Source organism: Streptomyces sp. NPDC031100 (assembly GCF_055570785.1).
The window spans coordinates 611934-625279 of sequence record NZ_JBVIGN010000002.1 but is presented as its reverse complement, the minus strand read 5'-3'; the positions used below and the strand labels follow the sequence as shown (position 1 = coordinate 625279).

At 72.1% G+C, this 13346-nt stretch carries 9 protein-coding genes; 4 read left to right on the top strand and 5 right to left on the bottom strand.

Going from position 1 to position 13346, the window contains the following annotated elements:
• Positions 1-10: 10 nt before the first annotated feature.
• Both ACZ5DS_RS06960 and ACZ5DS_RS06955 read right to left on the bottom strand, forming a co-directional pair.
• Complete coding sequence (locus ACZ5DS_RS06960) at positions 11-1603, bottom strand: AMP-binding protein (RefSeq protein ID WP_468234820.1); 1593 nt, start codon at positions 1601-1603, stop codon at positions 11-13.
• Positions 1600-3273, bottom strand: coding sequence for an AMP-binding protein (locus tag ACZ5DS_RS06955; RefSeq protein ID WP_468234818.1), 1674 nt, complete (start codon positions 3271-3273; stop codon positions 1600-1602). Before ACZ5DS_RS06955 ends, ACZ5DS_RS06960 begins: the two co-directional genes overlap by 4 nt.
• 147 nt (positions 3274-3420) lie before the next feature.
• Between ACZ5DS_RS06955 and ACZ5DS_RS06950 the strand changes: the two genes are divergently transcribed.
• From ACZ5DS_RS06950 to ACZ5DS_RS06940, 3 genes are all read left to right on the top strand, one after another.
• The gene (locus ACZ5DS_RS06950) at positions 3421-4257 is read left to right on the top strand and encodes a helix-turn-helix transcriptional regulator (protein ID WP_468234816.1); all 837 of its coding nucleotides are present in this window, start codon (positions 3421-3423) and stop codon (positions 4255-4257) included.
• Between the two features lie 179 nt (positions 4258-4436).
• Positions 4437-7271 (top strand): ATP-binding protein, encoded by a 2835-nt coding sequence (locus ACZ5DS_RS06945; RefSeq protein ID WP_468234814.1) that lies wholly within the window; start codon positions 4437-4439, stop codon positions 7269-7271.
• Positions 7272-7492: 221 nt separating this feature from the next.
• Complete coding sequence (locus tag ACZ5DS_RS06940; protein ID WP_468234812.1) at positions 7493-8284, top strand: S1 family peptidase; 792 nt, start codon at positions 7493-7495, stop codon at positions 8282-8284.
• A 122-nt stretch (positions 8285-8406) separates the two neighbouring features.
• Here the strand turns inward: ACZ5DS_RS06940 and ACZ5DS_RS06935 are convergent, their stop codons facing one another.
• On the bottom strand, positions 8407-9516 hold the full coding sequence (locus ACZ5DS_RS06935) for a winged helix DNA-binding domain-containing protein (protein WP_468234810.1): 1110 nt from the start codon (positions 9514-9516) through the stop codon (positions 8407-8409).
• Positions 9517-9671: 155 nt separating this feature from the next.
• Between ACZ5DS_RS06935 and ACZ5DS_RS06930 the strand changes: the two genes are divergently transcribed.
• Positions 9672-10814 carry a magnesium and cobalt transport protein CorA gene (locus ACZ5DS_RS06930; protein ID WP_468234808.1) on the top strand — a complete coding sequence of 381 codons (1143 nt, stop codon included), beginning with the start codon at positions 9672-9674 and terminating at the stop codon, positions 10812-10814.
• Positions 10815-10848: 34 nt separating this feature from the next.
• Here ACZ5DS_RS06930 and ACZ5DS_RS06925 read toward each other — a convergent pair whose 3' ends face one another.
• Positions 10849-11373 carry an RNA polymerase sigma factor gene (locus ACZ5DS_RS06925; protein ID WP_468234806.1) on the bottom strand — a complete coding sequence of 175 codons (525 nt, stop codon included), beginning with the start codon at positions 11371-11373 and terminating at the stop codon, positions 10849-10851.
• Positions 11374-11404: 31 nt separating this feature from the next.
• Complete coding sequence (locus tag ACZ5DS_RS06920; protein ID WP_468234805.1) at positions 11405-12679, bottom strand: phthiocerol/phthiodiolone dimycocerosyl transferase family protein; 1275 nt, start codon at positions 12677-12679, stop codon at positions 11405-11407.
• Between the last annotated feature and the right edge of the window lie 667 nt (positions 12680-13346).

The window sequence follows — 13346 nt, the reverse complement described above, 5'->3', positions numbered from 1 at the left end:
GCAGGCGGGCTCAGACGCCGTACGTCTCGCGCAGCTCCACCTTGCGCACCTTCCCGGACACCGTCATCGGGAAGGAGTCGAGGATCTGGAGGCGGCTCGGGATCTTGTAGTGGGCGAGCCGGCCCTGGCAGAAGGCGCGCAGGTCCTCCAGGGTGAGCGGGTCGGCCGCGTCGTGCGGGATCACGCAGGCGAGGACCTCCTCGCCGTACCTCTCGTGCGGCACCCCGACGACCTGGACGTCCCGGATCTTCGGGTGGGCGTGGAGGAACTCCTCGATCTCGCGCGGGTAGATGTTCTCGCCGCCCCGGATGATCATGTCCTTGATCCGGCCGACGATCTCGACGTATCCGTCCTCGCGCATCACCGCCAGGTCACCGGTGTGCATCCAGCGGCCGGGGTCGATGACCTCGGCGGTCTTCTCGGGCTCGTTCCAGTAGCCGAGCATCACGCTGTAGCCGCGGGTGCACAACTCCCCTGCGGTGCCGCGCGGTCGGGTCACGCCGGTCGCCGGGTCGACGACCTTCACCTCCAGGTGCGGCAGGACGCGGCCGACGGTGCCGGTGCGGTGCTCCAGGTCGTCGTCGATGCGCGTCTGCAGGGACACCGGGGACGTCTCGGTCATGCCGTAGCAGATGGAGACCTCCTCCATGTGCATCTCGGCGACCACCCGCTTCATCACCTCGACCGGACAGGGCGAGCCCGCCATGATCCCGGTACGCAGGGAGGAGAGGTCGTACGACGCGAAGTCGGGGAGGTTCAGCTCCGCGATGAACATGGTCGGGACGCCGTACAGCGAGGTGCAGCGCTCCTGCTGGACCGCCTCCAGGGTGGCCTTCGGCTCGAAGGACGGCGCCGGGATGACCATGCAGGCGCCGTGCGAGGTAGCGGCCAAGTTACCCATGACCATGCCGAAACAGTGGTAAAAGGGGACGGGAATACAAATCCGGTCCTGCTCGGTGTAGGCGATCGACTCGCCCACGAAATAGCCGTTGTTGAGGATGTTGTGGTGGGAGAGGGTCGCCCCCTTGGGGAAGCCCGTCGTCCCCGAGGTGTACTGGATGTTGATGGGGTCGTCGCAGGACAGTTCCGGGTACGAGGTGTCAGGGGTCCCGCGCCCGAGCAGTGCCTCCCAGCTCGGGTCGCCGATGTAGACGGTCTCCCGCAGCTGCGGGCACCTGCCCCGTACCTCCTCGACCATCGCTCGGTAGTCGCTGGCCTTGTGGCTGAGGGAGGCGAACAGCAGCGAGATCCCGGCCTGGTTGAGGACGTACTCGACCTCGTGGGTGCGATAGGCCGGGTTGATGTTCACCATGATCGCGCCGATGCGGGCGGTGGCGTACTGGACCAGCACCCACTCCGCGCAGTTGACCGCCCAGATGCCCACCCGGTCGCCCTTGGCCACTCCGCTCGCGAGCAGCGCGCTCGCCAGCCGGTCGACGTCGGCGGCGAATGCGGTGTACGTCCACCGCCGTCCGGAGGGTACGTCGACCAGGGCCTCGCGGTCGGGCCAGGCGGCGACGGCCCGGTCGAGGTCGGCGCCGATCGTGTCGCCGAGCAGGGTCGTCCCGCTCGTGCCGTGCGTGTACGACAACTCCGAGGTCACCGGAATTCCTCCTCGCGGTACTCGGCGTCCGACCCGGCGGCCGTCGCCTCGCGCAGCTCGATCCGGCGGATCTTGCCGGAGACGGTCTTGGGCAGCGCCCCGAACTCCAGACGGCGGATGCGCTTGTAGGGGGCGAGAGCCTCGCGGGAGTGCTCGAACAGCACCTTCGCGGTGTCGGGTCCGGGCTGCCAGCCCTCGGCGAGGACGATGTACGCCTTGGGCACGGCGAGGCGCAGCTCGTCCGGCGCGGGCACGACGGCCGCCTCGGCCACCGCCTCGTGCTCCAGCAGCGCGCTTTCCAGCTCGAACGGGCTGATCTTGTAGTCGGAGGCCTTGAACACGTCGTCCGCACGGCCGACGTACGTCAGATAGCCGTCCTCGTCGCGGGAGGCGATGTCGCCGGTGCGGTAGTAGCCGCCGGCCATGGCCTCGGCCGTGCGGTCGGGGTCGCCGTGGTAGCCGGTCATCAGGCCGACCGGGTGGCCGGACAGGTCGAGGGCGATCTCGCCCTCGGCGGCGCCGGGCGCGCCGGAGACCGGGTCGAGCAGTTCGACGCGGTAGCCGGGGCTGGGCCGGCCCATGGAGCCGGTCTTCAGGGGCTGGCCGGGGCTGTTGGAGACCTGGACGGCGGTCTCGGTCTGGCCGAATCCGTCCCGGATGGTGACGCTCCAGGCCCGCCGGACCTGCTCGATGACCTCGGGGTTGAGGGGTTCGCCGGCGGCGACGACCTCGCGGGGCGGGGCGGCGAGCCGGCTCAGGTCGGCCTGGATGAGCATGCGCCACACGGTCGGCGGGGCGCAGAAGGTGGTCACCCTGGCCCGGTCCATCTCGGCCATCAGCCGGGGCGCGTCGAAGCGCGCGTAGTTGTGGATGAAGACGGTCGCCTCGGCGTTCCACGGGGCGAACAGGTTGGACCAGGCGTGCTTGGCCCAGCCGGGCGAGGAGATGTTCAGGTGCACGTCGCCGGGCCTGAGGCCGATCCAGTACATGGTGGCCAGGTGGCCGATCGGGTACGAGGTGTGGGTGTGCTCGACCAGCTTGGGGCGGGCGGTCGTACCGGAGGTGAAGTAGAGCATCAGCGGGTCGTCGGCCCGGGTGGGGCCGTCCGGGACGAACGCGGCGGGGGCGGTGTACGCGTCCTCGTACGCCTCCCAGCCCTCCTGCGGCGGCCCGCCGACCGCGATCCGGGTGTAGCCGCCGGGCACGTCCGCGAACTTGGCGGTGTCCTCGGCCCGGACCAGCACGTGCTTCACACGGCCTCGCTCGACGCGGTCGCGCAGGTCGGCGGGGCCGAGCAGCGGGGTGGCCGGGATGACGACCGCGCGCAGCTTCATCGCGGCCAGCGCGGTCTCCCACAGCTCGGTCTGGTTGCCGAGCATGACGAGGATGCGGTCCTCGGCGGTGACGCCCCGCGCGCGCAGATGGTTCGCGACCCGGTTCGAGCGCTCGGCCATCTCGGCGAAGGACAGGCGGCTCTCGGTGCCGTCCTCCTCGACGATGTGCAGGGCGGTCCGGTCGTTGCCGTCGGCGATCACGTCGAACCAGTCCAGCGCCCAGTTGAAGTGCTCGGGACGCGGCCAGGCGAAGCCCTCGTAGGCGGTGGCGTAGTCCTCGCGGTGCTCCAGCAGGAAGTCCCGGGCACTCCTGAAGACCTCGGTCGCCGTGGTCATGACGTCCTCCTATGTTCCGGACCATTGCCGGGCGGCTCTCTGGCATCGTCTAATCCGTGATGCAGGTCTCACTACCCCCGAACGGGGGTGTGGTCCACACGTACGGGGGTCAGGTCCGCAGGTGAGCCGCGCCGAAGGAGCGATGAGGTGGCAGCACAGGCCGTGGCGGCGGTGGAGATACGCGGTGCGCTGGTCCGGCTGCGGCGGGCCACGGGGCTGCCCGTCGCCTTCGGCGGCCTCGTCGAGTCCGGCCGGCCGCAGATCCGCATCAGCGAGCTGAGCGGCACTACCACCGGCGCGCTCAGCTCGCTCGCGGTGACCTCGGGAAACGGGCTGGGCGGCAAGGCGGTCGCGCTGGCCCGGCCGTGCGCGGTCACGGACTACTCCAGCTCCCGGCAGATCAGCCACGAGTACGACGTCCCGGTGGCCGCCGAGGGCATCCGCTCGGTGCTCGCGGTGCCGGTCGTCGTGCGGCGGCGGGTGCGCGGGGTGCTGTACGGCGCGCTGCGCTCGGCCCAGCCGCTGGGCGACCGCACGCTGGGTGCGGCGATGGCGGCGGCGCGGGACGTGGAGCAGGCGCTGGTGGTGCGGGACGAGGCCGGGGTGCTGCTGGCGACGGCCCGGCCGGAGCCCGCGAGCGGCCACCGGGCCCCGGGGGCCGCCTGGGAGCAGGTGCGCGAGGCCCATGCGGCGCTGCGCGCGCTGGCGCCCCGGATCTCCGACCCGGGGCTGCGCGCCGAACTGCTCGCCGCCTGCGGGGTGTTGGCGGCTCCGCACCCGGCCGGGAGCGCGAGCCTGGCGCCGCGGGAGCTGGACGTGCTGTCCTGGGTGGCGGCAGGCGCCACCAACGCGGCGGCGGCCGAGCGGCTTGGCCTGCGTCCGGAGACGGTGAAGGGGTATCTGCGCTCGGCGATGCGGAAGCTGGGCGCGCACACACGAGGGGAGGCGGTGAGCGCGGCACGCCGGGCAGGGCTGCTGCCGTAGGTGGACCCGGCTCCTTCGGGGGCGTCCGCGGCAGCGGTGAGGAAACCTGTCCATTCATATCGTGCAACTTTGAATTTCCTTATGCGAGACCGTTTGTTATTTCCCTCACCACGGCTTCCGTCCGAATTTCAAGGATCGTTGCCTAGAATTTGGTCCGGACACGACACAGGAGGGGAGCGGTGACCGTGCGACGGGACTTCCAGGAGCCTGCCCGATGCCGCCCCGACCTGCTCATCGGCCGCGAGGATCTGTTCGCAACAGCCCGTGACCAACTCGCCTCCGGCGGCAGCGTGCTGCTGCACGGCCCGGCCGGAATAGGGAAATCGACCGTGCTGCGGGCATTGGCCGAGGAATACGGCGCCACCGCGCGCACCGTCCTGCGCTGCTCCGCCACGGAGTCCGAATCCCACCTCCCCTTCCTGGCGCTGGCCGACCTCCTCGGACTGGTCCTCGACGACGTCTCCCCGCGCCTGCCCGCCGCCCAGCGCACCGCCCTGGAGTCGGCGCTCACCGGACGCGGCGAGTCCAGCCTCCAGCGCGACGGCCTCGCCCTGCGCCTCGCGGTGCTCTCCGCACTGCGCGTGCTCGCCGCCGAGGGCCCGGTCCTGGTGGTCGCCGACGACCTCCAGTGGCTGGATCCGGCCAGCGCCGAACTGCTCGGCTTCGCCGCCCGCCGGCTGGAGGGCACCCCGGTGCAGCTGCTGTGCGCGGTGCGCACGGAGGGCCAGGAGAGCCAGGAGTACGACCGCCATCTGCGCGCCTGCCCGCCGGACACGGTCGCCGTCCGGCTCGGCCCGCTCTCGCGCACCCAGGTGGCCCAGCTGCTCGACCACCGCGGCCACGGCGCCCTGCCCCGCTCCACGGTCCGCGAGATCCACCGCACCAGCGGCGGCAACCCGCTCTTCGCCCTGGAACTCGGCCGCGCACTCGCCGACAGCCCCACCCCGCCCCGGCCGGGCGAGCCGCTGCCGGTGCCGACCTCGCTGCGCGCCCTGGTGCTCAGCCGTCTGGACATGCTGTCGGTCGAGGCCCGCCGCACCCTGCTGGTGGCCAGCGCCGGCGCCCGCCCCACCCCGGCGCTGCTGCACGCGGCCGGCCGGGAGAACGCCGAGGCCGAGTGCGCCCAGGCCGCCGAACTCGGGCTGCTGGCCACCGAGCAGGAGGCACCGGCCGTCCGGTTCGCGCACCCGCTCATCTCCGCCGCGCTGTACGCGGAGGCGCCCGCCCAGGAGAGACGGGCCGCACACGCGGCGCTGTCCACCGCGGCCTCCGACCCGATCGAACGAGCCCGGCACCTGGCCCTCGCCACCACCGGCACCGACCCCGAGGTGGCCGCCCGGCTCGCCGAGGCCGCGGCCCTCGCCCGGGACCGCGGTGCCCCGTCGGTCGCCGCCCAGCTGGGGCTCCTCGCCGCCCGGCACACCCCCGCCGACAGCGGGCCCGGACCCGAGGAGCGGCGGCTGCAGGCGGCCGAGGACGCGATCACCGCGGGCGAGGTCGACCTGGCCCGGGACATCGCCCGCGAGGTGCTGACCCGGGCGACCGTGCCCGCGGAGCGGGTGCGGGCCTGGATCATCGTCATCGACACCGCCGGCCACACCATGGCCGAGGTCGACGCCGTCTTCCCGCAGGCCCTCGCCGACGCCGGCGACGATCCGCGGCTGCTGGCCCTCGTGCACTACCAGCTGGCGTGGCGGGCGCTGATCGTGGAGGGCGACTTCACCGAGGCCCGCGAGGCGGCCGCGCACGCCGCCGAGCTGGCCGAGCGCGGCGGCGACCGGCGCACCGAGCTGCTCTCCCTCGCCTTCCAGGCGCAGACGGAGACCCTGATGGGCCATCCGGAGGCCCCGCGGACCATCAAGCGCGCCCTGAAGGAGCCCCAGGACCCGACGGTGGCCTGCCACCACAACGGCGCGGGCAGCGCCCGGTTCCGCTGGCTGGTCATGGGCGACCAGCTGACCGAGGCCCGGGCGACGGTCACCGCCCTGCTGCGCGAGGTGCGCCGGCGCGGCTCGGTGGAGAGCGAGGTGCACTTCCTGCGCGGCCTCGCGGAGACCGAGCTGCATGCCGGGCACTGCGGCCGCGCCCTCGAACTGGCCCGCGACAGCCTCCGGCTCGCCCGGGACTCGGGCATCGGCGAGACCGCCTCGGCGATGCTCACCTCGCTCACGGAGGCTTCCGGCGGGGACGTGGACCGCGCGCTGGCCCTCGCCCGGGAGGCGGTGGAGCACGCCGAGGAGGACGGCGACCAGATGTACCTGTCCCGGGCCCTGGCCGCGCTCGGGTACGCCCAGTTGGTGGCCGGCGACCCGGCGGGCACGGTCCGCTCGCTGCGCCGGGTGCGCAGCCTGGAGCTGGGCCTCGGCATCACCGACCCGGCGCGCGGCCGCTGGCACGGCGATCTGGCCGAGGCGCTGGTCCGGATCGGTGAACCGGCCGAGGCGCAGGACGTCATCGACGCCAGCCGTGAACACGCCCTCCGGCTCGGCCGGGAGAGTGTGCTCGCCGTGCTCGACCGCGCGGAGGCCCTGGTGCGGGCGGCCCACGGCGACCAGGAGGCCGCCCTCGCCCAGCTGACGTCCGCTCAGGACCGGCTCGCCAAGCTCGGCTACGGCCTGGAGGAGGCCCGGGCCGCGTTCGCGCAGGCCCAGTTGCGCACCCTGCGCCCGGAGAGCGGCCAGCGCCGGGCGACGGCGTACGACGAGGCCACCCGGCTGTTCCGGCGCTGCCGCGCCCTGCCCTGGCTGCGCCAGGTGGACGAAGCCCTCAGCGCCCCGGAGCCCGAGCCGGCCCACGCCGTGCCGGAGGCGCTGGACGCCTTGGCGGGCCTTGCTGCGATGGAGCGTCAGGTCGCCGCCCTCGTCATGGAGGGCGCCACCAACCGGGAGATCGCCTCCCGGCTGTTCGTCAGTGTGAAGACGGTCGAGGCGACCCTGACCCGGGTGTACCGCAAGCTCGGGATCCGCTCGCGGGTCGACATCGTCCGTTTGGCGGCGGCGAGGCGCGCGAAGTGACGACGCGCCAGGTTAACTGAGCTGGACCGAGGGTAACTGAGCTGGACCGAGGGTTTTCCCTCACCCAACCCCCTAGGGGGTTCCCTCATTGGGAGCCGAGGGTTCCGGGTCCTAGCGTAAAGGGCGTGCCGCTCGCCCGGGCATACGGGGGTCGGTCCCGCGACCCCCGTGCTCTACCCACCCGCGCGACCCCCCACCGGCAACCCCCACTGAGGAGACTCATGTTCGGGCTCAGACGTGCCAGACAGACCGCCGCAACCCTGGTGGCCACAGCCGCCGCGGCGGCCACCGCGCTGATCGCCGCCCCCACGGCGAGCGCCGCACCCCAGCCCATCGTGGGCGGTACGACCACCACCACGACGGCGTACCCCTTCATGATGCAGATCACGGACGCGTCCGGCAGCCAGTTCTGCGGCGGCACCCTGGTGGCCGCCAAGAAGGTCGTGACGGCCGCGCACTGTATGGTCGGCGAGACCACCGGCAGCGTGCGCGTGGTCGGCGGCCGCACCTACCTGAACGGCGCCAACGGCACGGTCAGCCGGGTCAGCAAGATCTGGATCAACCCGGACTACACGGACGCCACCAACGGCGACGACGTGGCCGTCCTGACCCTCTCGACGGCGATGTCGTACACCCCGGCGTCGTACGTCTCCTCGTCCCAGACCGGTGTGTACGCGGCCGGCACCACGGCCCGGATCCTCGGCTGGGGCACCACCTCGGAGAACGGCAGCTCCTCCAACCAGCTGCGGACCGCGACCGTCCCGATCGTGGCCGACTCCAGCTGCAAGAGCTCCTACGGTTCGGACTTCGTCCAGACCGACATGGTGTGCGCCGGATACACGTCCGGTGGCGTAGACACCTGCCAGGGCGACAGCGGCGGTCCCCTGCTCATCGGGGGCGTCCTGGCAGGGATCACTTCCTGGGGCGAGGGGTGCGCGGAGGCGGGTTACCCGGGTGTGTACACCCGGCTGACCACCTTCTCGGACCTGGTGACCGCGCAGGTCAACTCGTGACCCGGAAGCAGAACACCTGAGCATCCCTCAGGTAGATACCAGGGGGACGTTGCGGGCCACCACGAGCGGCCCGCAACGTCCCCCTCTCCATGTCTGCGGTGCTGAGCCGTCCGGGGGGCGGCTCAGCACCGTACGACGGTGCCGAACCGGATGTCGTACGGCTCCCGGGGGTGCATCGTCGCCAGCATCCGGGCGCCCTCCGCGGTCACGTCCTCCCGCTGAGCCTTCGTCAGCGGGCCGAAGGGCTCGATGACGAGGGCGTCGCCGTCCAGCGTCCACAGGCCGGCCAGGAAGCCGTCGACCAGGAGAGTGCGGTGGGCCTGGTTGCCCTGCCAGCTGCGGCCCCGGTACTCGGGCGGTACGACGCGGGTGCGGTCGGCGTGGGACAGCAGGAGGTTGTCGAATTCGGGGAGGAAGCGGGGCGGGGCCGGGGTTTCGGGGTCGGGGCGGGGAGCGTCGGGCAGGTCGAACAGTTCGACCCCGTGCACGTCCCGGAAGGTGAGGAGCTGCGGGCGCAGGCGTTCGAAGGCGTCCCTGAGCCGGGTGAGTCCGGCCCAGGTCTGCATGTCCTTGACGGAGGCGGGGCCGAACGCGGCGAGGTAGCGCAGGACGACGGCATCCGGCGCCGGGGCCGGCTCGGCCGGGCGGCCCAGCCAGTGCTCTGCGGTGGTGAGGGCGACCTGTCCGCTCCGACCCCACAGGCCGCGCGGGGTCACCTGGACCAGGGGCAGCCGGCAGCGGGCGGCGACGGCGAGGGACTGCGGGTCGGCGTCCGGCCACTCGGCGCCCAGCGCCGTACGCAGCTGGGCCATGGTCCGCGGCTCGGCCTCGACCAGCTCCCGGGCGAGCGCGGCCAGCCGGTCGAGGTCGACTCCGGCGAGGCCCGTGCGGAAGGCGGCCAGCTCCCGGTCCCGGGCGGGCTGGACCAGCGGCCTGAGGGTCAGGCAGTCCTCGGCGGTGTGGGTGTGGAGGGTCGAGCGCACGGTGACGATCCGGACGGCCTCGCGGGCCGCCATCGGCCCGGAGAGCCGCTCCGGGGCGAAGCCGTCGAGGCGCGCGGCGAGGGCGTAGTACGGGGGCTTCACGTTCTGCGCCTGGAGGCCGAGGAGGTGCCGTACGGCGTCCGTCGCGGACAGCCGGGAGCGGCGCAGCAGGAGCTGCCGGTCCAGGGTGGCGCGGTTCAGGGCGCGGGTGTCCAGAAGGGGAGCCTCGACTGCGCTGCTCTTCGTCATGCCCGCACGCTAGCGTTCCTTGCGGACACCTTCTGTCCGCATCTCTCACCGAACCCTGCACCGGTTGCGGACGCCCGGGGCGGGAGGCCGCGGCTATCCTGCACGTACCCCGCTTCGTGATCACGCCGTACGCAGGCTCGACGGAGAGGCAGCCGATGTCCGAGCGCTTCAACGGCAGAAACGGCGGCCGGAAGTCCGTCTGGCGCCGTGCCGTCACCGCGGTCCCCGCCGCCGAGACCGTCCCCGCCGCCCCGGAGCCCGTTGAGCAGGCCGAGCCGGCGAGTGTCGTCGAGGCGGCGCTGTACCGGGACGGCGTCCGTGTCTCCTCCCCCGCCACGCTCGCCGAGACCTTCCGTGAGCTGCGCGAACAGTCCTCGGGCATGGCGTGGATCGGCCTCGCCCGGCCCACGGCGGACGAACTCCTCTCCCTGGCCGGCGAGTTCGATCTGCATCCGCTCGCGGTCGAGGACGCGATGGAGGCTCACCAGCGGCCGAAGCTGGAGCGCTACGGCGACACGCTGTTCGTCGTGCTGCGCGCCGCCCGCTACCTGGACGCGCCGGAGGAGGTCGACTTCGGCGAGCTGCACGTCTTCGTCGGCCCGGACTTCGTCATCACGGTCCGGCACGGCGCCGCCCCCGACCTGTCCGCGGTCCGCCGCCGCATGGAGGACACGCCCGAGCTGCTCAAACTGGGGCCCGAGGCGGTGCTGTACGCGATCCTCGACGCGGTCGTGGACGGCTACGCGCCGGTCGTGGCGGGGGTGCAGATCGACGTCGACGAGATCGAGACGGAGGTCTTCCGCGGCGACCCGGAGGTCTCCCGCCGCATCTACGAGCTCTCCCGCGAAATGGTCGAGTTCCAGCGCGCCACCCGCCCGCTGGTCGGCATGCTGCACGGCCTGATGGCGGGCTTCGCCAAGTACGAGACGGACGAGGAACTCCAGCGCTACCTCCGGGACGTCGCCGACCACGTCACCCACATCAGCGAACGCGTCGACGGCTTCCGCCAGGCCCTCACCGAGATCCTCACCGTCAACGCGACCCTGGTCACCCAGCAGCAGAACGCGGAGATGCGGGCCCTGGCCGAGGCGGGGTTCGAGCAGAACGAGGAGGTCAAGAAGATCTCCGCGTGGGCGGCGATCCTCTTCGCGCCCACCCTGGTCGGCACGATCTACGGCATGAACTTCGACCGCATGCCGGAACTGCACTGGGCGTTCGGCTATCCGCTCGCGATCGGGCTGATGGGCGTGGTGTGCCTCAGCCTGTACATGATCTTCAAGCGGAAGGACTGGCTCTAGATCCCTGGCGCCCCATCCGGCAGAAGGTGCTCCATCAGCAGGCCGCGTGCGGCTGCCACGCTTCCTGGAAGCGGCGCCGAGCGCGGTAGAGACGGGACCGGACCGTGCCGACGGGAAGCGACAGGGTCGCCGCCATCTCGTCCTCGTTGAGACCGTAGAACCGCAGGGCCAGGACCTGGCGGTGGGGTTCGGACAGCCGGTCCAGCACGTCGTTGATGTGCACGGCGTCCAAGGAGCTGGTCAGCTGTGCCGAATCCACCTGGGAGCAGGCGGCTTCCGCCTTCAGCCGCTTGACGGTGCGGACGGCTTCCCGGGTGGTGACCGAGCGTACCCAGCCGTAGAACGCGGCCGGTTCGCGCAGTGTCCCGAGGCCCCGGTAGATCGCCAGGAGCGCCTCCTGGACGGCGTCGGAGCGGTTGTCGCGGGCTATCGGCACGCACACGCGGGTGACGTACGGGGTGATCTCGGTGAGCAGGTCGTTCATCGCCCGCGCGTCGCCGGCCTGGGCCCGGGACACCAACGCGGCGATGGAGGTGGGGGGTTCGTTCTCGGTCTTCATCTCGGAGGGGCGCTCCTCGGGCGACGCGGTGTCAGGCGGTGGCGGCGCGCTGCCGCTCGTCGTCGGACTCGGCGAGGGCGAGGAGGACCGCGTGGACCTCGTCGCACAGCTCACGCATGAACGGCCGGCTGAAGCAGGCGGTGTGGTGCGGGAACTCGACGGCGAGGCGGCCGTCGAACGAGGTGACGCAGGCCATCAGCGGACTGCGGCCGGCCTGCGGGAAGTAGTGCTCGCGGGCGGGCACGAGCCGTACGTCGGTGACGTGCGTGCCCTGCGGGAGGCGCGGGCCGGACACGGCACCCATGTTGGTGACGATGACCGTGCCGAGGTGCAGCGTCGGATGCTCCGGGACCATCGGCATGATCCGCATCTCCTGGAAGTGGTCGCCGCGGTCGAGGAAGTCCCGGAGTCCGTCGCCGACTTCGCGCGCCAGCTCCAGTACGTCGGTGTCCTCGCCCACACTCAGGGCCTGGAGGTGCGCGGTGACCGCGGCGACCACGACATCGGCGGGCACCGGGGGCGACAGACGTGACCGCAGATCGACCGGTGACATGCAGCGCAGGACGCGCGGACCCGCGCCGTCCAGGCGCCGGCGGGCGGCGAGCAGCAGGGCGGCGCCGATCAGGCCGTGCACGGACAGGCCTTCCGCGCGGGCCCGTCGACGCAGCCGGGCGGTGGGCTCGGTGTCGAGCAGCAGGCGCTGGACCTCGATGCGATGGTGCTCCTCGGGCCCTTGCCCCGGTGCCTCGACGTCGTACGGGACGACTTCGACCGGGTGGCGGCCCGCCTCCTCCACTCGCTGTTCCAGGTACTTCGCGGTCTCGGCGGCGTCCGCGTGGGGCAGCAGCGTGCTGATGGGCTCCGGGAGACGGGCAGCGGGCCGGCGTACGGCCTCCGTACCGCCGACGAACTGCCGGTAGCGGTCCCAGAGGGTGTTGAGCAGGGCGATCGCGCTGTGCCCGTCGGTGATGACGTGGTCGACGGTGAGGACGAGCAGGTGGCGCGCCCCGTCGGGGTCGCTCGCGAGCACCGCCCGGGTCAGCGGACCACCCACCGTCAGCGGGGTGTTGAGCTCCTCCTCGTAGGCCTCCGCGCCGCCGGTGCGGAGCCGCAGCCGGGGTCGCTCGGCCTTCGGGAGGAGTTCGAGGGCGTGGCCGTCGCCGTCCGGGACGATGTGCGTCAGCAGCGTCGGCTGCTCCGCCGTGACCGCCTGGAACGCCGCGGACAGGGCCGCCGTGTCGACGGGACCGTCCAGGGCACAGGACAGCACCGCCCTGCTTCGCTGGGCGACGTAAAGGTTTTCCACAGGGCACAGCAGGCGTCGCATGCACACAGCCTTTCTCCACGCCGGCCTGGCTCCGCACGAGAGCACGCCCGACGAATTTCTTTGCTCGTACTTGCCGGATTCGTCGCGTGAGTGGTCGGCTCACACGGTGAGGGAAAACGGTTTCTGGAGCGGACGGGCAGCGGACGGGACGGTGGACCGCACCGAGCGGAAACGCCGATCTGAATACAAACTGTTCACCGATTGGAAAACAGCAGGCGAACTCCTTTGTTCGCCGGCCGGAAAGGCCATTCATGACCGGGAAAGCAGGTGAGGAGGCGCCTCGGCCACTCCGTCGATTCCCCCGCCACAGCTTACGGTTCGGTTCGGATTCACTTGGTCGACGAACTCGGCACCGCCGCTCCTCCCCTGCCGGAGAAGCGTTCGGGCCTACTTGATCCCCCTGTTGTCGCACGGTCGGGAAGGCCGACGGCGGACCCCGCCGCGCCGTCCGCGCCCCGGGGGTGGTCAAGCCCCTGGGAGGTCCGTCATTCAGCCTTCCGCTCCTCGCATGCTTCCATACGGATCTTCACGAAGTTGCCTATGAACAGGGCAAGTTGACTGATTCGTGTCCCGGAGCCGCTCCGAGCTCGCGGCGCGTCGCGACTTGACACGGTCACCCTGGCGGGGAACCGCGCCGCACGGTCCG